The organism is Legionella pelazae (assembly GCF_052527395.1).
In genome coordinates this window covers 78,705-102,560 of the sequence record NZ_JBNVZS010000011.1, presented here as the reverse complement: position 1 = coordinate 102,560, position 23,856 = coordinate 78,705, and the positions used below count along the sequence as shown (strand labels likewise).

Below are 23,856 nucleotides of genomic sequence, written 5' to 3'. Positions count from 1 at the left end.
AGGAAGCATAAGAAATAGATGCATCTATAAATATCTTAATCGTAATGAATTAAGTATTTAAGCCAGGAACAGAAAAACGTTGTTTGTCTTGAAGGCGTAAAGCAGTAAGACGCCCACCCCATAAGCAACCTGTATCTAGAGCATGGATGCGAGAATGAGGGCATTTACCTTGCAAGGCTGCCCAATGACCAAAAACAATATCCGCCTCAATTTCTTGCCTTCCCGGTACAGAAAACCAAGGTATAAATGCTGGAGGCGCTTTTTCAACGGTTCCTTTATAATCTAAATGTAACTCACCATGCGTTCCGCAAAAGCGCATTCGGGTAAAATAATTTGTAATAATCCGCCACCTATCAAAACCAGTAAGATGAGGTGACCAAACATTCGGTAGATTGCCGTACATATGATTTAAATAATCTTTATAATCTTCACCTCTTAAAACGGTTTCAAGCTCTAAAGCACATGCCTTAGCAGTAGCAAAATTCCATACAGGTGCTATGCCGGCATGACACATAACAATGTTGAATTGCTCGCTGTAATATAAAAAGTGTTGTCTACGTAACCAGTGTCCTAGTTCATATCTATCATCGGCTAATAAAATAGATTGCAGGGTATCATCTTTATTTTTTCTAGTAGCGTTACCAAAGAGTTTATTTAATAAATGTAAGTCATGATTTCCTAATGTAATAGGAGGTTTAATAGGTAAATTTTTAACAAATCGTAGTACCTCTAAAGATTGAGGGCCACGGTTGACCAGATCGCCAACAAACCAGAGTTTATCAGTATGTTCATTAAATTGGATATGCTCAAGTAAACGTAGGAAGGGTTCGAAACAACCTTGTATATCACCAATAACATAGTCAGCCACGTGAAGTTAACCCAGAATTTAATTTCGAATCTGGAGTTTTTAAAATGTTTGCTTGTTGCCATTGGCCAGCTGCATTTAATACCTCTAGCGAAGTTGTTACATTAGTTTGTTGAGGTGCAGTGAAATTACTGGAAAATTGCGATAAGTGAATAGTTTCTATATCAGATAAAGTTGCTGTCTTACCAGTGTTTAAATTATAAAACTGTACTGAAGCAGGTAAGGCTACAGCATAATGACTAAATATGATACCACTTTGCATTTGTTTTGTATTAGTTTGCTCAAAGCGAGCTATAGGATTACCATCTGGGCCAACTTGATGTAATTTTAAAGATAAAAAACCATTTTGGGCTGCTTGCCAATTTTTGTATTCGGGATGTTCCCGAACAAACCATTTAAAAATCTCAGGAGACATTAATAAGCCGCCTGGAACCATAAATAAAGGCGCTTTATTAATCATAATAACTCTGGATTCTAAGGATTTAGTCAGCCACTGAATAAATTGTATACCGATTTGTTGCTCTAGCTCACTGATAGATTCTGGAACAAATCCTGTAAATGTCCCTGCTCTTCCATAGCGGTTGTGTTTATTACTTGAGGGTTTGAAATTTAATTGATTGAGGTATCTTTGTAATGCTATTGCATCGGCGCGAATTAATATAGCGCCTAAAGTTCCTGCTGAATAAGGATCTTCATTAAGTAATGCAAGCCAAACAGCTAAAACTTGAGTATTTGAAACGATCCAACTAAAACCGCTTGTTGGCATTAAAGTTCGGGCTAAGAGAATATTTAAACGACGACGTAAATCAATATCACCTTCTTTTTGAAAACTGTAGTTATAATGGCTACCTATAGAAACTAAATTTTCCAGCAGCGGGTTCCATAATTTTAGGAACTGCCCATTATTGTCATAAAGCTCAACTAAATAATCAATTTGTAATTTGCCAATACCTTGTAATAAGGCTGCAGAAAATAAAGCATACTGCCATAATCTCTGCTCTTCTGAGTAGTCTGCATTTTCTTCTAATAATACAAATTTTTTAAATAAGTTAAGCGCTGCTTCAGTTCGATTAAGCGCATAATCTAACAGGCCGCCTGGTTGGGAATAGTAACTGTTTGAAGTTTCTGGTAAGTTTTGTGCATGATTAACAAGATTATGAATAATACTTAAACAAAGGCTATCAAATCGTGATTTTTCTAAAGCGCATGTGGTACGAATTTGTTCTAGCAACAAAGCCCTTTTCTCGTCAGAAAGTACTTCTTCTACAGTCAAGATTCGTGTTAAATCCTTTAATGGCTTAGCCTGCCCTGTACCTTTTTTACTGTATCGATGAAACAAGTTAATCTCCAAAAATTTAGCCATAATCTATTATACCACTACTTGTGTTTTAAATTTGTTTTATCTGATAAAAAATTAGCTACTTTAATATAGTTTAGTAGACTAATTTGTTCAGGCCTATAACCAGGATCAATCCCTAAATTAGTTAATTCTTGTGCGCTAATAAGTGATTTTAAATTATTAGCCAATGTTTTACGCCGCATTGAAAATGCGGTTGCTACTAAATTTTGTAATATTTTAAGGTCAGCAGCTGGATGAGGTAAAGTTAAGTAAGGCACTAATTTTACTACAGCTGATTTTACCTTAGGCTTAGGATAAAACGCCTCTGGCGGTACATCAAATAAATGAGTAACTTCACAATGGTACTGCACGATAATACTTAATCGGCCGTAATCTTTGTTGCCAGGTTCTGCGCTTAAACGTTCAACGACTTCTTTTTGCAACATAAAATGCATGTCTTTGATATTACTAATAAAAGATAGTAAATGTAATATTAAAGGAGTAGAAATATTATAAGGTAAATTACCTACAATACGTAGCTGATTTCCCCAGGTATTATAAGGAATTGCTAGTGCATCGGCAGCTATAATTCTTAATTGCTCTGGGTTAAAGGCCTGACTTAGGAAAGCCTGTAAGTCTCTATCAATTTCAACAACTGTTAGTTTTTTTAAATGTTTTAATAGTAAACTGGTCAATGCGCCTTTTCCCGGGCCAATCTCTAAGACGTTATCCTCAGGATGCAGGCAAAGTGCATTGATAATATTCGCAATAATTGCCTGATCTTTTAGAAAATTCTGGCCAAATCGTTTCCGCGGCTTATGATTCACTTAAATACCTCAAAACTATACAAGAGCTATTATAACCTTAAGGGGAGCATAAATGTGTTATTCTAACGTTTAATTTGAATTTTTTACAAAATTTGATAAAGATTAATGACAGCTAAGATAAGAGTCACCTATGTTAGATTAGGAGCTGTGGACAATTCATTTTTTCAAAACGCTTAAAATGCCTACGTTCCACGTAGGTTTATAGAGCACACATAGGGCTTATAAAGCCGTTGTTAACAGGCCCTAGTTTATACTGCTGATTTTTTTAATGACATAACTAACTAGAATCGCTAACGATCAATTTATGAACAAATTATTGTATAAAATTCAATCTTTGTTTTAATTTAAGTTAAATAGTCAGAAGAAAGGTTGCTCCTTATCAAGAATAAAATTATGCTAACTTAGAATTTAACTTATCAAGCGAGTTCATGTTAAGCCACTTATTAGAATTAAGACAACGTGCTCTGCTGGTGATAAGTATCTTTCTAGGCTTCTTTTTATTATTTTTTTACTTTTCTCAGCAGCTCTTCTATTGGCTTGTAAAGCCATTGATTTCTATTCTACCACCTGACAATTTTATTATTGCGACTCAAATTACCTCTCCAATTCTAACACCGCTTAATTTAGCTGCTGATACAGCCTTACTTTGTACAGCGCCGGTCGCGCTTTACCATATTTGGCAGTTTGCAGCACCAGGGCTTTATGCGCGTGAACGACAGAAGTTAGGTAGTAGTATTTTATTAAGTATTTCCTTATTTATTATTGGCGTCTTATTTTGCTTTTATATTGTCTTACCTTTTATGTTTCAATTTTTTACTAAAGCAACGCCTTTTCCTGTAAAGATAATGCCTGATATGGCAGGTACGCTAGATTTTATTACACGCATGTTGCTGTTGTTTGGTTTCTGTTTTCAAGTACCCCTCATTTGTTTAACATTGGTTCATCTAAACTTAGTAAGTATCACTAACTTACGCCAAATTCGTCCCTATATTATTGTTGGCGCCTTTACCCTCGGGATGTTATTAACTCCGCCTGATGTTTTATCTCAAGTTATGCTTGCGGTCCCCCTGTGTATTTTATATGAGCTTGGTATTATTTTAGCCTTCTATAGAAAGAAAAATACTTAAGTTTGTAAGCCTAATAGCCGATAAAAAACATGTTCTATCCTTATCAAAAGGAAGGTAACATGCAAAAAGTGGCGAAGTTTAATATTGGTGATTGTGTAGTGCATCAGCGACATGGCTATCGAGCAGTCGTCATCGATATTGATCCGTTATTTCAAGCCTCTGGCCGCCCTAACCCACAAGCAACTAAGCGTGATTTTGCCACTCGCAATCCCTGGTATCGTCTACTAGTTGATAACAGTAGTCAAATGACTTATGTAGAAGAGTGCTATTTACAATTAGATCTTTTTGAACATGAAATTGATAATCCGAATCTTTCTTCTTATCTTAAAAAACAACAAGGTCGTTATCATAGTAATATAAGCAGGCACTAAGTATTTCTAACCATTAATATTAATAAGCCCACAAAAGCAATTAGAATAAGAGCTAGTATTCCTATAGTAAAAAAGCTTTTATTTAAATTGTCGCGACTAAATAAATCGGGTCGATATTTAATACTGCGATACATAAACCATATAATTAATCCAGCACCAATAAGTCCTAAAATTTGATAAACAGTTTCCATTAAATTACTCCTTTTTTGCTTCAAAGCTAAATGCATCAGAATACATATGATTAATTGGAATTCCTTGGCCGACTAATACATCTCGAATGTCATAAACCATATCGAATGGGCCACCAATAACAATTTCATATTTATCCAAGTCATGTGGGTGTTGCTTAAATACATAATTAGCAATTTTATCTTTTAAATTGGTATTAGATAAAAGAGGAAAATAACGAAAATGGTCAACATGTGTCTGCCACTGCTTAACTTTTTCATCCATATACAAGTCACTTTGGGAGCGCGCGCTCCAGTAAAGTTCAAAAGGCCTTGAGTCACCTGTGGCTAATAATTGTTCTATCATCGCTTTAATAGGTGCAAAGCCAGTTCCACCAGCAATAAACAGAATAGGCACATCTGTCTTTAATTTATTTAAATGACAATCGCCAAAAGGTAAACGGATATTAACGGCACCTTGCTGTTTAATCTCAGCAAAGAGAGCACGATTACAAAGGTCTTGCTGAACATGCCGAATGTGAAGCTCATATTTATGAGATCCTAAAGGCGCATTAGCAATAGAATAACTTAAATAGTCATTGGCCAAGGAAATTTGTAAATATTGGCCTGCTTGATAATCAATGTAATGACTAGGCGAGAGTATTAGTTTAATGACTCTGTCAGTTAGCGGCGCAATACGCTCAACCTGCGCACTGATTAAAGCATGGTTCACGATGATAGTCCTAAATGTTGCCAATAAGCTTCTACGGCCTTAACAATATCATGATCCATTGTGATAGGCTCACCCCATTCACGTTGTGTTTCGCCAAGCCACTTACTCGTTGCATCTAATCCCATTTTTGAGCCAAGTCCCGAAATAGGTGAGGCGAAATCTAAGTAATCAATGGGTGTATTATCCATTAAAACAGTATCACGTAATGGATCCATACGAGTAGTCATTGCCCAGATAACATCTTGCCAATTGCGTGCGTCAATATCGTCATCACAAACAATTACAAATTTTGTATACATGAATTGTCTCAAGAACGACCAAACGGCCATCATAATTCGCTTAGCGTGACCTGGATATTGTTTTTTAATTGTAACGATTGCTAATCGATAAGAACATCCTTCTGGAGGCAAGTAAAAATCTACAATTTCCGGGAACTGTTTTTGCAGCAGCGGTATGAATACTTCATTTAAAGCCACACCTAGGATAGCAGGCTCATCAGGTGGGCGGCCAGTATAAGTACTATGATAAATAGGTTGATCACGATGGGTTATACGTTCCACTGTAAAAACAGGAAAGGACTGTACTTCATTATAATATCCAGTATGATCGCCATAAGGGCCTTCGGGTGCTTCAACACCTGGCTCTAAATAGCCTTCTAATACAATTTCAGCATTGGCTGGCACGTGCAAATCATGACCTATACAACGTGTTAATTGGGTACGTTGGCCACGTAAAAGTCCTGCGAAAGCATATTCAGATAGGGTATCAGGAATGGGCGTTACTGCAGCAAGGATGGTTGCAGGATCAGCACCTAATGTAACAGCAATAGGAAAACGCTCGCCTGGATAGGCTTGTTGCCAGGCTTGAAAATCTAAGGCGCCGCCTCGATGAGACAACCAACGCATAATCAGTTTATTTCTACCTAGCACTTGCTGACGATAAATACCCATGTTTTCTCGCGCTTTATCAGGGCCTTTAGTTGTTACTAACCCCCAAGTAATTAAGGGTGCGGCATCTTTTGGCCAACAAGTCTGAATTGGTAGGCGATACAAGTCAACTTCATCTTTTTCCCATACATGGGTTTGACAGGCCGCATAATTGACGTATTTTGGTGCCATATTTAAAGCTTGTTTTAAAAGAGGCAATTTATTAAAGGCATCTTTAAACCCTTTTGGTGGTTCGGGTTCTTTTAATGCAGCTAGCAATTTACCTACTTCTCTTAAAGCTGTAATACTTTCTTCACCCATGCCTAATGCGACACGTTCTACTGTTCCAAAAAGATTGGTTAATACAGGTATTGAGGCTTGTTTAGGTTGGGTAAAGAGCAGCGCCGGCCCTTGGGTCCTTAGAACTTTATCACTGACTACTGTCATTTCGAGATAGGGCGATACAGGGTAATCAATACGCTTTAATAAGTTACGCGCTTCAAGCTGTTCAATAAAATCCCGCAGGTCAGAATACTTCATATTATTTGAGAGCAAATCATTTAGACACTGATTATGTCATAGTCATTCTAGGAAAGAATAGTTTTTATTGTATAGCGTCACCTACTAAGCTTTATACTTCGTTGCAAGCTTGCTCGGCTCAGTCATGTACTTAGTTATACACTCCTTCGCCTCGCTCACTTGCGCTTTGTCTAAAATTTAGTGGCTGACGTTATACTTAGAATTTTAAGTCTTACTCTAGGCTTGTCACCAAGATTAAAAATGGTATAGTGCAGCAAGATATGATTTAAATTTAACCATGAAGTCTATTAAGGTTTGATGCTTTTGTTAAACATTAGGTTAATACGTTTAGTGCTTTGTTGGGCCTTAGCTATGGTTTTAGGGGGGCTTAATCTTTATGCTGCTCCTATAACAACTTCCCCTAAAGAAAATAGCTCATTATATCGTTGGGTCGAAGCGCCTAAACAAGAAGCCCTAGAGGTTAGCCAGGCAAGTCAACGTTTAGAAACTGCGATTGCTAATCCTGAATATATGCTCAAAAATTGGGTTGAATTACCGACTGCACCCAATATAAGAAATAAGAAAATCCAACGCTTAAGTTTAAGAGAAGCTATTTTATTGGCTTTACGCTATAACCCTAATATTCAGAATGCTGAGCTTGATAGAATTATCCAGCGCTACCAGTTGCGTCTAGCAAATAATGAATTTGAATTGCAGTATGCTTTAGAAGGGGCTGCTTCTATTGAGAATAATCGTTTTAGTGGTGTAGGCCATAGTGTCAATAAATCTCTCTATGTTTCGCCAGAGGTATCCTTAAGAACTAAATATGGAACAACGTTAAATGTAGGTATAGATAATAATGTACCTAACTATAATACTTTTACGCCCGTACTTAATTTTTCTTTTACCCAGCCATTATTACGAGGTTTTGGTAAAAATATTAATGAAGCGAGATTATTAGATGCGCGTGATGCAGAATTCATAAGTAAAATTAGCTTAAAGCAATCTATTATTGATCAAATCACGCAAGTAATTAGTGCTTATCGTAACTTAATTTTAAGTGGCAATAACTTAGAAAATCAGCGTCGTCAATTAGAAGAAGCGCGCCGAACTTTTGAAATTAATCAAAAGAAAATTGCAGCAGGGCAACTAGAACCTACGGGCAATATCCAACAATCTTATCAAATTGAGTCATTAAGCTTAATGGTTGAACAGGCAGAAAATGATTTTAAAACAGCAGCGCAAGATTTATTACAAACAATTGGTCTTGATCCAAATATGCACCTTGCTGTACCTAGTGACGTGAATTTAGATCATGTTAAAGTACCCAATCTGCAGCAGTCTATTGATATTGCGCTTGATCATAATAGCCAATATTTAGCGCAAAAAATGGCCTTGAAAGCAGATGAAAGAGCTTATAATTTGGCTAAAAATGATCAACTCTGGGAACTTAACTTAAGCGGTGGTATTCAATCCGGTACAACGTCCGATGTAACAGGCCTTAATCGAGGCTTACGAGGCATTTATAATGGTCGTAATATAAATGAATCAATAAGTTTATCTCTTCATATCCCTATTAATGATGTCAGTCGGCGCAGTCAATTAATTAACGCTAAAGTTAAGCTAGAAAGAGATAGATTAAATTTAATTGCCTCAAAACGTGCGCTTATTACCACAATTACCAATACCATCAATGCCATCCAAAGCCAAGCTAAACAGTATCGATTAGCAGAAAAGCAGGTTAGATTAGCTAGGCAATCTTATGAATTAGAAAAGAAAAAATTGCAAGCTGGTATTGCGACAGCGCTTGATGTAAGTAATACCCAAAATCAACTGATACAAGCCCAAGCAGGGCTAATTAGTGCTAAAATAGCTTACCTTAACCAACTCTCAGCCCTGCAGCGCTTATTAGGTACAACCTTAGATGAATGGCAGATTAAGCTTAGGTACGGTCAATGAAAATTATTTCAACAGTAACAATTGCATTATTATCAAGTCTACTAATAGGCTGTAGTGGCTCTAATAAGCCTACAGCAAGTAAACAACAGACTTATACTGTTAAGGCAGAACCTGTTCATAAAACATTGTATTTTACAGGTACTATTCAGCCTCTTCATGAAAGTGCGATTACATGTCCAATGGATGCTGTAATTGAAACGATGAATTATAGCTATGGACAAGCAGTTAAAAAAGATGAGGTAGTTATTACTTTAAATTCGACAGAGTTACAAAAGCAATATAATGAAATTTTAACTGATTACTTGAAAGCGAAAGATAATTTTACTATTGCGAAAGCTAAATTTACGGGTACAGATGAACTGTGGAAAGCAGGTCTAATTGCTAAAAATAATTATTTAAGTGAGAAGTCAAGTTTAGATACAGCACGTGTTGCACTGATGCAGTCAACCCGTAAGTTAACAGAGATGCTAGATAAAATAGATGATACTGATGCTAAAAGTTTATCGACTTTAAGTATTGCAGAATTTAATAAAGTTAAAGAGGCTTTAACAAGGAATCACAACCTCATTCATTTAAAAGCGCCTGCTCAAGGTATATTGCTTTCTCCTCCTAAAACAGGTGAAGAAAAATCAGGTCACTTAAAAGTAGGATCAGCAGTCAAAGCAGGGCAGGTTATTGCTTTAATTGGTGATCTAAGTGGGATTAGTGTAGAAATTGATGTACCTGAAATTGATATTGATAAGATTAAACCTGGTATGCAAGCCAAAATAACAGGTGTTGCTTTGGGTAAAGAGGTCTTGGCAGGTAAAGTAGTTGCTATTAATGCACAAGCATCAAGTACAGGCAGTAATGGACTGCCTTCTTTTAACGCTATTGTTGAAGTTAAACAGCTAACAGCCAAGCAACAAGCACTAGTTAAGGTAGGAATGAGCGCTGCTATTGAACTTTCTCTTGAAGAAAATAATCAATTAGTTATTCCCATTGCTGCTATAAAACGCGAGAAGGGTGCCAGCGTAGTGCGAGTACTTGCAGAGGGTAGAATTGCAACACGTCAAGTAGCGACAGGTCCGGCCCTTGCAGATAAGGTGATTATCGAATCGGGCTTAAAAATAGGTGATACAGTAGTCTATGATGGATAAGCCACTTATACAGATCAGGGAATTAGTTAAAAATTATTCTCTAGGAGGAGTAACAAGTCAGGTATTAAAAAAAGTTTCCTTATCTGTTGACTCTGGCGAGTTATTAGCTATTGTTGGCGCCTCAGGTTCAGGTAAATCAACCTTAATGAATATCATTGGTTTACTTGATAAAGGTGACAGCGGCTCTTATCTCCTTAATCAGCGTAATGTAGCAGCACTCAATCAAGACGAGTTAGCGGCGCTGCGTAATCTACAAATTGGTTTTGTATTTCAACAATTTAATCTTTTGTCACGCTTTACAGCGAAGCAAAATGTAGCACTACCTCTAATTTACAGAAACAATATTAATACCGCTGAGATAGACGAGCGGGTTATGCAAGCTTTGGCGCGGGTTGGTATGGCAGCATTTGCCGAGCATCGCCCTACTCAACTATCCGGTGGACAGCAACAGCGGGTGGCAATTGCCCGCGCCTTAGTAGGCGAACCCCAAGTTATTCTTGCTGATGAACCAACAGGTGCGCTTGATTCAAGAACAGGTACTGAGGTTTTAAATTTGTTTCTAACTTTGCACGCTGAAGGTCGAACTATTATTATGGTAACTCATGATAACCAAGTTGCTGCACAATGTAGTCGACGTATTACCATAGTAGACGGCCAAATTGTCGCTGAGAGTAAGTCATGAGTTTATTAAGTCATTGCCAACAAGCGGTCATTAATTTAAATGCAGCAAAACTACGCTCTTTTCTTGCTGTGTTAGGCATTTTAGTTGGAACTGCTGCTGTTGTTGCATTAATCAGTTGTGGCCAACTTGCAACTGAAAAAGCTTTAGCTCAGTTTAAAGCGCTTGGGACTGACTTACTTGCTGTTTCTTTATTTCAACAAGAGCAAAAACAAAATTCTCAAAGTGGCGGCAACGAAGTGCCTTTAGCAGTATGGCGGCAAATCCCTGATAGGATTTCAGCGGTAAAAGAAATAGCACCTTATGCCACAGCTTATCAAACAATAAGTTTTCAAGGATTTCCTTTAAGAGGTGCGATTGTTGGGGCTGATGATGCGTTAGCTCGCATTATTCATATTGATATGGCTGAAGGTCATTTTGTTTCTTTTGTTGAATCATTTGAACACTATTGCGTTATAGGCAGTGGACTTGCAGGGCAGTTAAAGCAGATCACCTTAGATAATCCTGTTGGTAAACAATTACGTATAGGCCAAGCGATGTATACCATTATTGGTATTACCAAGCCGTGGCAGGAGAGTGGTTTTTTTAATGAAGACATTAATCAAGCGGTAATCGTGCCTATTTCAGGCATTGCTTTAATTAGTAAGGATAGTAAAATTAATAATGCTATTATGCTTTTAAAGCCTAACAGCCCAATTGATGAAGTCATTGCAGAGCTTAAGCATTATATCACTTCTTATGCGCCTAAAATGAGTGTATTTCCTCGTAGTGCTAAACAGATTATTGCCAGTATGGAAAGTCAAGGTCGTATTTTTACGCTGCTTTTAGCAGTCATTGGTGGTATTTCTTTATTAGTGGGTGGTATTGGCGTGATGAATGTCATGTTAGTTTCTGTTAGTGAGCGTAAAAAAGAAATAGGCATTCGTAAAGCAGTTGGAGCTCGTAACCAAGAAATTCAACTGTTATTCCTGGTGGAATCGGTTATTCTATCGTTATTAGGTGGAATCTTAGGTGTGATTTTAGGCTTACTATTTACAGCAGGCGTTGCTTATTTTAGTGGTTGGACATTTATGTTCTACCTATTACCACCTGTTGCTGGATTTGCTGTATCTGTTGCGACAGGTATTTTCTTTGGTTTTTATCCTGCTAAACGGGCAGCTAAAATGGAACCTATCGTTTCTTTACGTAGTGAATGATTTATTCAATCTACTTAAGTTTGCAACATCCAGAGTTTGTCCTATTCTTAATAAAGCGAGCAAAGGTTAATGCTCTCTAGACAAATGGAGTTGCATATGAAAATTATAACTTCGTTTTTGTTAGCTTTAAAATAGTTCTAGGGGTGCTGCTATGTATAATTCTTATGGCACGGCTTTTAATTTTTAGCTGATTTGTGACATAAATTCTTTCCTTACCCCTTGAATTTTGCAAAATAATTAATATTTATAGGCATATCATCTTTCATGAAGGAGGAATTAAGTATGAACAATTTAAAACGTAGTGATTATTTTCCATCATTATACCGAGACATCAATTCTTTATGGGATAATTTTTTAAGAGGTCAGCAAGACGACTCTTCTTTCGTTGCAACAAGTGCTTGGGCACCATCAGTAGATATTAAAGAAGAGAAAAACCAATTTATTGTTATTGCTGATATTCCTGGTGTTAATAAAGAAGACATTCATATCTCACTTGAAAATAATTTATTAACGATTCAGGGAGAACGGCATTTCGACAAAACTGAAGAAAAAAATGGTTATACGCGGGTAGAACGTGTTCAAGGACAATTTTGCCGCCGCTTTAGTCTACCACAAACTGCAGACGATGCTAAAATAAGCGCGAAATACAAACAAGGGGTTCTTGAAATTACCATCCCTAAAAAGAAAACCGCTCTTGAAAAGAAAATTGATATTAAAGTCGAAGAGTAATCTTTAAATTCCAAGGCAGCTTTGTTTGGAATTTGTCTATTTTGACCTAGATCCCGTACAAATACTTCGCATTTTACGGGATAATGTTCGTTTAGCAACATAAAAGAGCTTTTAGCTCTCTTATGTCGAACTCACGTTAATTAAGAAAATATCAATAAATAATCTGTTATATAAAATTTATTAAGCGCTAGTTAATTTTGACTAACGCTTAATTTATTTCCTAAATAATACTACATGAGCTACTTCTTGTTTGTTGTGGCTGCTGTTGAGGGGGTTGCGCAGCCACAGGAATAACAACTTGGGGCTGTTGTATGTTGTTTGCTGGTGCTGCTAAAGCTTGTTGCGCTCGCTGTATTTGTGCCTTTATTTCACCCTCGCTCCATCCTAATGATAAAACACCTGCATAAAAAGCTTCTAATAAGAAGCTAGCGCGACAAAGGGAATCAACATTATTTTCTTCACAATTTTTATCTTGAGTAAAAATTATAATGGCTAAAACTAATTGCGCTGCAGCAAGTAAACCTAGGGCGCCATTTTGTAGCCGTTCTTTTGTTTCTATATCAGAACGAAAAGCAGCATAGAAACCCGTAATGGTTTGTATAATTTTTTGGGGAATTTGCACAATAGGTGTAATGTTATCGCTCAGATTAGCAATAAAGTTACCAATTATTTGCGTAAATGCAGCTACTTTCTTAGCGCCCAAGCCTGGGGTTGTTGGTAACCTCAAGTTGGCTTGTTGCATAGCCGCTGCAATTTCACTTACGCCCCATCCTAATGATAAAAGACTTGTATAGAAAATTTCTAATAAAAAAGTACTCTGACAAATGGGCTCAGAATTATCTTCGCAGGTTTGATTCTGAAAGAATAAGGTAGTTGCCAAGCCTAATTGTGCTGTAGCGAGTAATGCTAGCAGGCCATTTTGCACTTTTTCAATCGTTTCAACATCTGAGCGAAAGAGGGTTGAAAACTCAATAATTGCTTGAACAAGTTTTTGGGGGATTTGTAAAGTTGGATTAAATTTATTTCTCGATGTATTAGAAGCAAGACTAGATACGATCTGAGTCAGTGCGCTAGATTTATGAGCATTTAGACCCGCTTCTGAGGTTTTGTAAGATTCAAAAAACGTAACTGGCATACTTTATCCTAAAATTGGTTGTTTAAAGCCTTATTTTACACAAAAAATACCCTTATTGTCCAATATTAATTCAATTAAGAGTTTATTATTTTTAACACATAAGTAATATATTGTAATTAAATCAAAATGGAATTATGATCGCGCGAAGATTGCAATTGTTGCTTACAATGTACTTCTTTAAAACTAATAGAACAAATGAAGAACTTCAAGAGACACTAAAAATAGTTAGTATAAAACAATGGTGGATAAGTACTCGAGATGAATATACAAAATTTAAAGGGCTGGCAACTTATCAAACTCATTTACTAGATAAAACAATAGCAGCATTGGATATTCAAGTAAAAAATGGGGTTTATGAGTATAAATTAGATCAATTAAAGGTGCTTTATACTCAATTATCGAATTGGGAGTCAATACACGCTATTCGTTTTAGATCCTCTCATCGAAGCATACAAGTTGAAATTTTAAAAAGTTGGCTTGAAGAAAGAATTTATTTTTCTAACTGTACTGATGTAAATTTACCCATTAAGTATCAAGAAACTGTCTCTGGCGCCATGAAAGATTTAGGTTTAAAGGAACCTAATCAGCAATTGGAATTAAACAAACAAAGCCTTTATTATTGGTGGAAAGCTAAAAGTAATCTTGGATTTTTTAGTTGGCGTACTAAAGCAACTAAGGAATTAGACGAGCTTATTTATTGGTATTCAACGAATGTAATTATTGATAATCTGGATGCTCTACAAAAAATTATGGAGGGTATTCATGTCTGGCTTAATGAGCGCCAAAACGTTAGTCATCCTTCACGAGTAGCAGCAGTGATTAATTTAAAAAAGATTATAACCTTAGAGATGGCAAGAGAATTGCAAGTTCTTAAGCAGAATACTTTAATTAATAATTCAGATAATACATTGGATAATCTAATTTAGTTAGACTATAGTTCTCTTTTTTTATTTATTTAAATAATATGTACTTTAAGCTAATAGGTCTTGCTTTAATCCATATTTTCATTATTAGTCTTAGCAATCTTCTCGTGCAGCATCCACTTACATTGTTAGGCTTTCATACAACTTGGGGCGCATTTTCTTATCCTTTAATCTTTATTTGTACTGATCTAACAACGCGGCTTATAGGAGCTTCTGAAGCACGTCACGTTATTTATGTCGCCATGCTACCTGGCTTAATTTTATCCTTTCTTATTTCAAATTGGCTCGAATATGGACACTTGGGAATTTTAAATTTACTTATCTTAAGAATCACCATGGCGAGTTTTTTGGCCTATGTCCTAGGTCAATTATTAGATATTTTTTTCTTCCAGAAATTAAGACACTATAATCCATGGTGGATGGCGCCAAGTATTGCCACTATTTTTGGAAATTTCTTAGATACTTTTTGTTTTTTCTTTATTGCCTTTTATCACAGTAGTAATTCTTACTTAAACGCCCACTGGTTAGAAATTGCGACTGTCGATTTAGGATTTAAAATTCTAATAAGTTTAATATCTTTTGTTCCTCTCTACGGTTTGCTATTAAACTGGCTACTTAGACAACGCTGTTGCAAATCTAAAAACTATTTAAGCATAGCGGCAATTGCAATACATCCTTTGCCGGCATGTAAACCGATGGCAATTGATACAGGATCAATAAATAAAGGTTCTTTTTTAAATGCTTCAGTAGTCATCCAAGCAAACTCTTCTGCTTTTTGCGGTACGCCTGCATGAATAATACAATAACTATCTAATTCATTGCTCTGCATTAGTGTACTAACATTAATAACAAGCTTACTTAAGGCTTTAATTTCGTTAAATGCCTTATCAATAAGAATCACTCTACCTTCTTTATCTAATGAAATAATAGGTTTTACCCCAGTATACTGTGCAAATCTTCCTTTTAATTTACTTACGCGGCCCGAACGTATTAAAGAATCAAATTGATTGACCATAATAAAAAAGTAGGTTTTACTGATTTTCTCTAATAAAGCTTCTTTAATTTCATTAATAGATAATTTCTGCTTGATTAACTCAGCAGCATAACTTAGCAATAATCCTTGACTGCCAGAAACATGACAGGTGTTAATCACATGAACATTAGAGTAGTGCTTGGCAACATTTAATATGGCGTTATAAGTGCCACTTAATGCCTGAGCCACACTAAGAATAAGAACTTGTTCATAATTTTTGGCAAGATAACTAATTTTTTCATTTATAGAAGCATAGGTAGGTGACGAGGTGGTGGGGTAGGTTTTTAATGTTGCTAGAATGTTAAAAACATGATTAGCGTCAAAACAATAATTATCTAATAAATCGTGTCCATCTAATTGAACATTAAGCGGTATTAGATGAATTTGATGTTGATCTAATAGTTGCTGAGGAATACTAGCACTTGAGTCAGTTACTAAAGCAATTGGATGTTTTTTTTCATAAATGGATTGATATTGTCGCAGCATGTCATCTACTTTGGAATATTGGATTTTTCCAATTTGGCGCAAATTAGTAAAAATTGTGGGCGGATCATTACTATGAATGTGAACACGACATAAATTTTGATTTACAGTAATAACCATACTATCACCCAAATCACCTAATAGATGAGTTAATTTTGTTTGGCTCAGGTTGTTTCCTGCTAATAAAGCTTCAGTACAATAACGGTTTATTGGCGGTTTGCTATGATGAGGGAACTCGTGTAAGTTTTGATCAAAATTAAAATCTACTTTTTCTGGTTTTTTAGTTGGATTTGCTAAAAACTCCGTAAAGCCTTGAATAAAAAAACTAAAGCCTAACGCGCCAGCATCAACCACATGCGATTCTCTAAGTAATTGAAGCGTCTGCATAGTTGACGCTAGCGCTTTATCAACTACATCTTTAGTATTTTGTAGAAGAATGTTAAAGCAAGCAATATGTAGCGCTTCATCCATTAAACTATTAGCCCATGCGTCCATCACTGTTAGAATTGTTCCTTCTACAGGATTAACGATGGCTTTCCGAACACTAATACAAGCCGTTTTAATCAAATTAGCAAAATCGATGGTTTCTAATGTATTAGGTAAGGGTGACTCTAAAAAGCCATTAAAAAATTGAGATAAGATCATGCCAGAGTTACCACGAGCGCCCAAAATACCAGCATTTGCTAAGGATTGACACGTTTCAGAAAAAGTAGGCTTAAGCACCGCATGATTAATGATAGCCTGAGCTGTTGCTGCCATGTTATTACCTGTATCACCATCGGCGACAGGAAACACATTAATTGCATTTAATGTCTCGCGATGATCAATAATTGATCGGCAAGCATTAATAATAGCAGAATAAAACAATTCGACATCAAGTTTAAGTAATGTCATTGTTTTAATTTAATTAATTAGGGTAAATTAAATAATAGACTTAGTTTGTAAGCTCTGCATCCTTGTGAAGTGTTTTAAGTGAATTTTTTTACAAGCGCTTGCTTAAAATAGCAAATTATACTACTTAATTTAAACCTTTAAAGGTTTATTTAACTAATTAAGTAAGTTGCTTTATCAGCTTCTGGTTCCTCAGCAGTTAGTTGACTAGGATAAAAAAATGTTTGCCTTCTGCTAGGTGAATTTAAAACATCCTCACTAGTAGAGCTGATATTTTCTGATCCGAACTTTAGGCTTCTGGCGGCGCAGATTTCTTTATATCTTATTTGCTTACTTTTATTTAGGGCACTTTGCCTTAAGTGTTCTAAAAAATTAGCATGGGTTAACGTGGTAACTTCTTTAACAGAAAGACGGTCTAATTCAGGATAAAGCTCTTCATCTTGTAAAGAAGGAAGTCTAAATGGAATAGCTGAAACAATCTTGTCATCTTGTTCTGTTAAAAATCTTCCTAGTTCATCAGGGGCATAAAGTTTGCCTTGATAAAAATGTATATTAGTATGTTCAGATCTTAATAAAGATTGTTGAAACTGATTTGCCATTAAATGATTCTTTTGTTGCGTGCCACAGCAATACAGATAAATTTTACAAATATGGTGAATTATGTTTAAGAAATCAAATTCAAATCGTGAAACAAGGCAGTCAATATTAATGATTGAAGCTTTATCTTCATAAGGACAGTTGGCTAAAATATCAGGGTCGCTATAATCACCATGCGCTAAGATACATATTTCACTGTTTAGCTCAATTTCATCAGGATTAAAGTCATCTTGGTAGTAGATAATCTTTATCTTTTCTGACGTGTGTAAAAAATAGTTATTTCTCCATATTTGCGCTTTTATGCCAAGGTCTCCACTGTTGGCGCGTTCAAAAGGAATATATAAGATAATCATAAAAAATTTCTATAAATTATTTAAATGGGTTCATTTAATTACTTAGCTTGAAGGTGAATAATTTTATAGTTAATTAAGATGTTTGCAAGGCTAGTTAGCGCAGGTACTAGGATTAAAAGTGCCCAGGGTATTTGAAAAGTGAAATTAAGAACAACGATATTAAAATAATAATTTATTAAAATTGCTAAAATTATAGCAAGTAAACCTGCATAAAAACCAATGATAGCTGATTCGCTACTTCTAATCCAAAAAAGTGCTTTTTTCTGCACGCCTAACAATTTTAATATATAGATTTCTTGCTGCTTAATATCATTGAAAGCAAGCATCGCTAAAATAGCGATAATTATCCCTATTAATAGACTAAATAGAGTAATTAAATTAATAGCCTTACTTATATTTTGGAAAATTGTCTGAACCTTTTTAATAGTACTTGCAAGATCAATGATGGTAATACCAGGAAATTGCCTTACTAAATTCACTAACTGATTTTGTTTTTCTTCAGGTAGATAAAAACTAGTTAGGTATGTTTTAGGTAAATTAGCTAATAGGGCAGGATTAAATAATATAAAAAAATTAGGCTTAAAGCTTGTCCAATTTACTTGTCGAATACTTGTAATGGAGGTAATAAGCGTTTGTCCTTCTATACGAAATCCTAATTTATCGCCTACATGCACACCTAATTGCCGCGCTAATCCTTCTTCAATAGAAATCCAATCGAATTGATTCGTTTGCCAACTACCTTGAACTATTTTATTTTCTTCAGGTAATTGTTTTGACCAAGATAAATTTAATTCTCTTTGTAGCGCATTAATATCTTTTGCTTTATCACCTAATTTTAAAGATACTTCTACCCCATTTATAGTAATTAATCGTCCTCTTACGATAGGATATAAAATGACGTTTTCAACCTGATTTTGTTTAAGAAAATTTAAGAAACTGGCTGTTTGCGACGGCTGAATATTAATAACAAAAAAATTAGCTGCATTTGCCGGCAATTGTTGTTGCCAATTTTTAATTAGATTGGTTTTAAATAAGTTTAAGGTTAGCAGTGCTGCTAGTGCCAAACCTATCCCTATTAATTGTAATAAACTGTTAGTTAAATTACGATTTATACTTGTGGAGCCAAAACGCCAGACAAAGGAAATTTTATTTTTTATAAGTTTAATAAAGAAATTGGTTATCACTAATAGACTTAACGCAAAAATGGTAAAATATATTAATCCTATAAAAACAATAACAATTAGCTGCCAGGAACGAATATATAAGTAAGCAAGACTAAATAACACTAAAGATGCAATAAGATAATTTAAGAAAGAATATTTATTCACCTGATATTGGGATTTAAATAATGTGATAGCTGAAATTTTACGTAAGCTTAGAAGATGAGGAATTGTAAAACTAAGCAATACTAAGATGCCAGTAGAAAAACTAAGCAGGGCAGGTTTAAGGCTAAAGTCAACTTGAAAGTTTGGTAATAAACCTTTTAGCCAGCTGAAAAGAAAAGGTTGAAATGCGTAGCTTAATAGAATTCCTATTAGGGATGTAAGGCAACCAAAGATAAATATAATGCCTAAGTAAATAAGAAAAATATCCTTCTCGGATGCCCCGAAGCATCTTAAAATAGATATATGTTTCTGATGTCTTTGGTTATAGCGGTGCATAGCCATGCTAATAGCAATCCCCGCTAAAATTAAACTCATTAAGATACCTAAATTTAGATAAGCTAAAGTACGCTCAATCGTTTTGACAAGAGCAGGATTTGTTGTTTTATCCTGCCAATTCTGTTGTTCACTTAAAGGTGGATTTAGCGAGTTTTTTAATTCAGTTAATTTTTGCTCGGTTCCCATTAATAGCCATCGATAGCTTACTTTACTACCTGTCTGAATGGCTTTAGTCTTAGCAAGATCAGCTTGATTAATAATTACACGTGGTGAAATATTAAACCAATTTCCTGTTTGTCCAGGTTCTTCAACTAAGATACCGCTAATCACAAAAGTTGCCTCGCCGATGGTAATTTTGTCACCAACCTTAGCAGACAAGAGAGAGAGTAATTTTGCTTCAGCCCATAACTGACCTAATGCCGGGGCGTGATTTACATTGGTTGTTAAGACAAAAGGCTGAGATGCAATTTTGATAAATCCTTTTAAAGGATAAGAAGAGGTAATGGCTTTGACCTGGACAAGCTGTAATTTATCCTTTGCCACGGCCATACTAAAAAAAGAAATAGTTTTGGTTTGTTTTAATTGAAGTTCCTTTGCTTTCTTTTCCCAACTTTTAGGAATAGATGAATTAGTTGTAATAACAGCGTCTGCACCTAACATTTGCGCTGCCTGTTGGTTTAGTAAATTTTCAATATAGAAAGTAAAGTTATTGATAGTACTCATGCAGATTATGGCAATAAGTAAAGCTAAGAGTAATAGGGTTAACTCGCCGCTACGCCACTCACGTAAAAGAGTTCGATAAAGTAAAGGAAAATTTAGCATTGTAGATGCCCATCAATAAGTGGCCAGTGAAGTTGGCAACGAGCTGCTAGAGTATCATCATGGGTTACAATGACTAAGGTCGATTGATATTGTTGATTAAGAGAAAATAATAAATTAATAATTGCTTGTCCTGTTTTTTTATCGAGATTTCCTGTTGGTTCATCGGCAAATAAAACAGCTGGCGTAAGAGCAAAGGCACGAGCAATAGCAACGCGTTGTTGTTCACCGCCAGATAATTGGTTTGGATAATGTTTTGCTCGGTTACTTAAGCCAACTTGTTTAAGCCAGTCTAAAGCTATGTGGGCAGGATTTTTTTGTTGATTAATTTCTAAGGGTAACATCACATTTTCGAGAGCAGTAAGATTGGGTAATAAATGAAAAAATTGAAAGATAAAACCAACCTTTCTTGCTCTCAGTTTAGCTCGGTCATCTTCATTGAGGCTGCTAATTTCTTGTAAACCATAATAAACTTGGCCTGAAGTAGGTTTTTCTAAACCAGCCATAATATTCAGTAGGGTTGTTTTACCTGAACCAGAAACACCTGTAATCGCTATGGTTGCACCGGCAGGAATAGTAAGATTAATGGCGTCTAAAATTGTTAGAGTATCACTATCAACTGGGATGCTATAATTAACGTTTACTAATTTAATTATGGCATCAGAGTTAATCATGATTAAAAAATTCCTTTATATAATATGTTTTCTTTTTATAATAGCACCACTTTATGCAAAGACGATTCTTGTTCTTGGCGATAGCTTAAGTGCAGGTTACGGCATAGCAGAAGGTAAAGGCTGGGTTAGTCTATTAAATGAACGGCTAAAAAAAGAATCATCTCCCTATCAAGTTGTAAACTACAGTACGAGTGGTGATACTACTGCAAATGGGCTTGCTAAATTGTCAGGCGCATTATCAAAATATAAACCCAATATTGTTATTATTGAACTAGGCGCGAATGATGGATTACGGGGTTTATCTATTAGTGACATAAAGCGTAACTTAGAAAAGATGATTGTTAAATCGCAGGAAAAATCGGCAAAAGTGCTTTTACTTGCCACCTTACTGCCACCCAATTATGGCGCAACCTATTTAAATCAATATAAACAGGTTTATGTTGATTTAGCAAATCAGTATCAAGTTCCCTTAGTTCCTATGTTTTTAGAGGGAATTGCAGGTAATCCTAACTCGATGCAGCCAGATGGCTTGCATCCCAATCAAGAAGCTCAAGCAAAAATATTGGATAATATTTGGCCTACCTTGCGGCAAATGCTTTAATTTTGGTAAGAAATTATACTATAATGCCGAGTTATTAAATTAAATGTAGTAATAAACACTTTTGCGTAAATTACGGCATAAATCCTGCATATTTATTTTTTACCATGATAAATAAATATTTTAATATCACCATGGGCTATCAGGTTAATACATGAGAACCTACCTAATTAATGAGAGAGAAAAATGAAAAAGTTGATATTTAACTTATTGCCCTGGCTTTTGAGTTGCTTTTCACCTTTTGTTATGGCTAGCCCGAATTGGAATCAATGGGTTGCTAGCGTAAGACAGGAAGCTATTAATCAAGGTATTTCAGCAGAATTATTTGATGAAGCCTTTGCTGATATTCGTGAACCTAGTCGGCAGGTAAAAAGCCTTGCTCGTTCGCAACCTGAGCACCGCCTAACGTTTACTAAATATTTAAATACTCGTGCAGATAGTTATCGAATTGCGATGGGGCGTAAACACTATGGAAATAATAAGGCTCTTTTAGAAGAAGTAGGCCAACATTTTGGCGTTGATCCTTGTTTTATTGTTGCTTTTTGGGGTATGGAGACAAGTTATGGCTCTTATATGGGCAATTTTCCAGTTATAAAATCGTTGGCAACTTTAGCTTATGATTCATCAAGGCCTGATTTTTTTCGTAAAGAACTATTTATTGCTTTACGCATTGTTAATGATGGCCATGTTACGCTAGATCGTTTTAAAGGTGAGTGGGCAGGTGCTTCTGGCCAGCCGCAATTTTTGCCTTCAAGCTGGGTACAGTTTGCGGTCGATTATGATGGAGATGGACGTAAAGATATTTGGTTAAGTAAGCCTGATGTCTTTGCTTCGATTGCTAATTATATGAAGAAAAATGGTTGGCAAACAGGCCAGCCTTGGGGTATACATGTTAAATTACCTAATGGTTTTGATAAAAATTTAGAAGGTAAATCAATTGTCAAAAAAGTAAGTGAGTGGAATGCCATGGGCGTTAGGACAGTAGATGGCCAACCATTGCCTTATCCAGAGCTAGATGCAAGTATTGTGCAGCCTAATGGTGGTCCTGTTTTCTTAGCTTATCCAAATTATAAGATGATTTTACGCTATAATAATTCTATCTATTATGCGGGTGCTATCGGTTATATGGCTGATAAGATTTGTAATCGTATAAAGTGAAGTTTGTTATATTTTTAAAGTGGGGTGTAAAATGACTGTATATTTAGATAAAACGGCTAGTCTTACCCCACTTGCCAAGCGTGTTATCTGTCATAAAGCAACAGAATATCCTCATACAGGTATTTATAATCATCTAATCGGTAGAGGAACTTATCTTTGTCGACGTTGCGGTTTGGCATTGTTTAGAGCAGAAAGTCAATTTCACTCGGGTTGTGGTTGGCCTAGTTTTGATGAAAATATTGACGAAGCCATTAAACAATTACCAGACAAAGATGGCATGAGAACAGAGATTTTATGTAATCGTTGTGATGCTCATTTAGGCCATATCTTTGTGGGCGAGTATTTAACTCAAAAAAATATACGTCATTGTGTTAATTCAGCGTCTATTGATTTTGTTTTAGATACAACGGTCTTAGATACGGAAGAAGCTATTGTTGCAGGTGGATGTTTCTGGGGTGTTGAGTATTTTTTAAAACTTATACCGGGCGTATTAAAAGTTGAAGTAGGTTATATTGGTGGCACTGTTCAAGACCCTACTTATGAGCAAGTGTGTCAGGGTACAACTGGCCACTATGAAGCTGCTCGAGTTGTATATGATCCATTTAGAGTCGATTATTCTGCCATTATTAAACGGTTTTTTGAAATTCATGACCCTACTCAACGAGCTGGCCAGGGGCCAGATATTGGGCCTCAATATCAAAGTGCTATTTTCTGCTACAATGAAGATCAGTTTCAGGATGCAGATATGCTCATTCAGAAATTAAAAAGTCGTGGCTATAATGTTGCTACTAAGTTGTTGAAAGTGACGACTTTCTGGGCGGCTGAGAGCTATCACCAAGACTATTATACTAAACATAATAAAGCCCCTTATTGCCATCGCCCTGAATCACGTTTCGGTTCATTTGAAGTAACGTGAGTTCGATATAAAAGAGACGAAGGCTTTTTTATGTCGCTA

General features: G+C 35.7%; 22 protein-coding genes and 1 pseudogene. 12 read left to right on the top strand and 11 right to left on the bottom strand.

The annotated features are described in order from the left end of the window. Nucleotides 1-49: 49 nt before the first annotated feature. Genes ACQUW5_RS11585 through rsmA form a run of 3 tightly spaced genes read right to left on the bottom strand, consistent with a single transcriptional unit; the run spans nt 50 to nt 3,031 of the window. On the bottom strand, nt 50-868 hold the full coding sequence (locus tag ACQUW5_RS11585) for a symmetrical bis(5'-nucleosyl)-tetraphosphatase (RefSeq protein WP_444991414.1): 819 nt from the start codon (nt 866-868) through the stop codon (nt 50-52). After that, on the bottom strand, nt 861-2,228 hold the full coding sequence (locus tag ACQUW5_RS11580) for a TraI domain-containing protein (RefSeq protein ID WP_510175241.1): 1,368 nt from the start codon (nt 2,226-2,228) through the stop codon (nt 861-863). Before ACQUW5_RS11580 ends, ACQUW5_RS11585 begins: the two co-directional genes overlap by 8 nt. 14 nt (nt 2,229-2,242) lie before the next feature. Then, nucleotides 2,243-3,031, bottom strand: coding sequence for a 16S rRNA (adenine(1518)-N(6)/adenine(1519)-N(6))-dimethyltransferase RsmA (gene rsmA / locus ACQUW5_RS11575; RefSeq protein ID WP_444991413.1), 789 nt, complete (start codon nt 3,029-3,031; stop codon nt 2,243-2,245). Nucleotides 3,032-3,459: 428 nt separating this feature from the next. Between rsmA and tatC the strand changes: the two genes are divergently transcribed. Together tatC and hspQ are read left to right on the top strand one after the other, a co-directional pair. Next, nucleotides 3,460-4,158 carry a twin-arginine translocase subunit TatC gene (tatC, locus tag ACQUW5_RS11570; RefSeq protein WP_444991412.1) on the top strand — a complete coding sequence of 233 codons (699 nt, stop codon included), beginning with the start codon at nt 3,460-3,462 and terminating at the stop codon, nt 4,156-4,158. Between the two features lie 59 nt (nt 4,159-4,217). After that, nucleotides 4,218-4,529 carry a heat shock protein HspQ gene (gene hspQ, locus ACQUW5_RS11565; RefSeq protein WP_444991411.1) on the top strand — a complete coding sequence of 104 codons (312 nt, stop codon included), beginning with the start codon at nt 4,218-4,220 and terminating at the stop codon, nt 4,527-4,529. Here the strand turns inward: hspQ and ACQUW5_RS11560 are convergent. Genes ACQUW5_RS11560 through ubiD form a run of 3 tightly spaced genes read right to left on the bottom strand, consistent with a single transcriptional unit; the run spans nt 4,526 to nt 6,895 of the window. Continuing rightward, entirely contained in the window at nt 4,526-4,720 is a 195-nt protein-coding gene (locus ACQUW5_RS11560; protein ID WP_444991410.1) for a hypothetical protein, read from the bottom strand. The genes hspQ and ACQUW5_RS11560 overlap by 4 nt on opposite strands. A gap of 4 nt (nt 4,721-4,724) precedes the next feature. Next, a complete protein-coding gene (locus ACQUW5_RS11555) occupies nt 4,725-5,429 on the bottom strand; it encodes an NAD(P)H-flavin reductase (protein WP_444991409.1) in 705 nt (234 codons plus the stop codon). Continuing rightward, a complete protein-coding gene (ubiD, locus tag ACQUW5_RS11550) occupies nt 5,426-6,895 on the bottom strand; it encodes a 4-hydroxy-3-polyprenylbenzoate decarboxylase (protein ID WP_444991408.1) in 1,470 nt (489 codons plus the stop codon). The genes ACQUW5_RS11555 and ubiD overlap by 4 nt, the downstream gene beginning before the upstream one ends. 297 nt (nt 6,896-7,192) lie before the next feature. Between ubiD and ACQUW5_RS11545 the strand changes: the two genes are divergently transcribed. The 5 genes from ACQUW5_RS11545 (at nt 7,193) to ACQUW5_RS11525 (ending at nt 12,576) form a co-directional block, all read left to right on the top strand. Next, nucleotides 7,193-8,833 (top strand): TolC family protein, encoded by a 1,641-nt coding sequence (locus tag ACQUW5_RS11545; RefSeq protein ID WP_444991407.1) that lies wholly within the window; start codon nt 7,193-7,195, stop codon nt 8,831-8,833. Next, nucleotides 8,830-9,972, top strand: coding sequence for an efflux RND transporter periplasmic adaptor subunit (locus ACQUW5_RS11540; protein WP_444991406.1), 1,143 nt, complete (start codon nt 8,830-8,832; stop codon nt 9,970-9,972). The genes ACQUW5_RS11545 and ACQUW5_RS11540 overlap by 4 nt, the downstream gene beginning before the upstream one ends. Next, a complete protein-coding gene (locus ACQUW5_RS11535) occupies nt 9,962-10,654 on the top strand; it encodes an ABC transporter ATP-binding protein (protein ID WP_444991405.1) in 693 nt (230 codons plus the stop codon). Before ACQUW5_RS11540 ends, ACQUW5_RS11535 begins: the two co-directional genes overlap by 11 nt. Next, nucleotides 10,651-11,847 (top strand): ABC transporter permease, encoded by a 1,197-nt coding sequence (locus ACQUW5_RS11530; RefSeq protein ID WP_444991404.1) that lies wholly within the window; start codon nt 10,651-10,653, stop codon nt 11,845-11,847. Before ACQUW5_RS11535 ends, ACQUW5_RS11530 begins: the two co-directional genes overlap by 4 nt. Nucleotides 11,848-12,129: 282 nt before the next feature. Further along, nucleotides 12,130-12,576 carry an Hsp20/alpha crystallin family protein gene (locus ACQUW5_RS11525; protein ID WP_444991403.1) on the top strand — a complete coding sequence of 149 codons (447 nt, stop codon included), beginning with the start codon at nt 12,130-12,132 and terminating at the stop codon, nt 12,574-12,576. Nucleotides 12,577-12,796: 220 nt separating this feature from the next. On the opposite strand, the gene ACQUW5_RS11520 is transcribed toward ACQUW5_RS11525, so the two are convergent. Beyond that, nucleotides 12,797-13,711: a hypothetical protein gene (locus ACQUW5_RS11520; RefSeq protein WP_444991402.1), complete on the bottom strand. Its 915-nt coding sequence runs from the start codon at nt 13,709-13,711 to the stop codon at nt 12,797-12,799. A gap of 167 nt (nt 13,712-13,878) precedes the next feature. On the opposite strand from ACQUW5_RS11520, the gene ACQUW5_RS11515 reads away from it, so the two are divergent. Together ACQUW5_RS11515 and ACQUW5_RS11510 are read left to right on the top strand one after the other, a co-directional pair. Beyond that, on the top strand, nt 13,879-14,637 hold the full coding sequence (locus ACQUW5_RS11515; RefSeq protein ID WP_444991401.1) for a hypothetical protein: 759 nt from the start codon (nt 13,879-13,881) through the stop codon (nt 14,635-14,637). Between the two features lie 38 nt (nt 14,638-14,675). Beyond that, nucleotides 14,676-15,257, top strand: a pseudogene (locus tag ACQUW5_RS11510) (7-cyano-7-deazaguanine/7-aminomethyl-7-deazaguanine transporter); the annotation flags it as partial. A 20-nt stretch (nt 15,258-15,277) separates the two neighbouring features. Here ACQUW5_RS11510 and ACQUW5_RS11505 read toward each other — a convergent pair. From ACQUW5_RS11505 to ACQUW5_RS11490, 4 genes are all read right to left on the bottom strand, one after another. Continuing rightward, the gene (locus tag ACQUW5_RS11505; RefSeq protein ID WP_444991400.1) at nt 15,278-17,044 is read right to left on the bottom strand and encodes a DegV family protein; all 1,767 of its coding nucleotides are present in this window, start codon (nt 17,042-17,044) and stop codon (nt 15,278-15,280) included. A 149-nt stretch (nt 17,045-17,193) separates the two neighbouring features. Next, nucleotides 17,194-17,991, bottom strand: a complete 798-nt coding sequence (locus ACQUW5_RS11500) for a hypothetical protein (protein WP_444991399.1) — start codon at nt 17,989-17,991, stop codon at nt 17,194-17,196. A gap of 38 nt (nt 17,992-18,029) precedes the next feature. Further along, nucleotides 18,030-20,474, bottom strand: a complete 2,445-nt coding sequence (locus tag ACQUW5_RS11495; RefSeq protein ID WP_444991398.1) for an ABC transporter permease — start codon at nt 20,472-20,474, stop codon at nt 18,030-18,032. Further along, nucleotides 20,468-21,145: an ABC transporter ATP-binding protein gene (locus ACQUW5_RS11490; RefSeq protein ID WP_444991397.1), complete on the bottom strand. Its 678-nt coding sequence runs from the start codon at nt 21,143-21,145 to the stop codon at nt 20,468-20,470. The genes ACQUW5_RS11495 and ACQUW5_RS11490 overlap by 7 nt, the downstream gene beginning before the upstream one ends. Between ACQUW5_RS11490 and ACQUW5_RS11485 the strand changes: the two genes are divergently transcribed. From ACQUW5_RS11485 to ACQUW5_RS11475, 3 genes are all read left to right on the top strand, one after another. Further along, nucleotides 21,144-21,746 carry an arylesterase gene (locus ACQUW5_RS11485; RefSeq protein WP_444991395.1) on the top strand — a complete coding sequence of 201 codons (603 nt, stop codon included), beginning with the start codon at nt 21,144-21,146 and terminating at the stop codon, nt 21,744-21,746. The two genes, ACQUW5_RS11490 and ACQUW5_RS11485, sit on opposite strands and share 2 nt — an antisense overlap. A gap of 183 nt (nt 21,747-21,929) precedes the next feature. Further along, complete coding sequence (locus tag ACQUW5_RS11480; RefSeq protein ID WP_444991394.1) at nt 21,930-22,901, top strand: lytic murein transglycosylase; 972 nt, start codon at nt 21,930-21,932, stop codon at nt 22,899-22,901. Nucleotides 22,902-22,932: 31 nt separating this feature from the next. Next, on the top strand, nt 22,933-23,817 hold the full coding sequence (locus tag ACQUW5_RS11475) for a bifunctional methionine sulfoxide reductase B/A protein (RefSeq protein WP_444991393.1): 885 nt from the start codon (nt 22,933-22,935) through the stop codon (nt 23,815-23,817). Nucleotides 23,818-23,856: the final 39 nt, after the last annotated feature.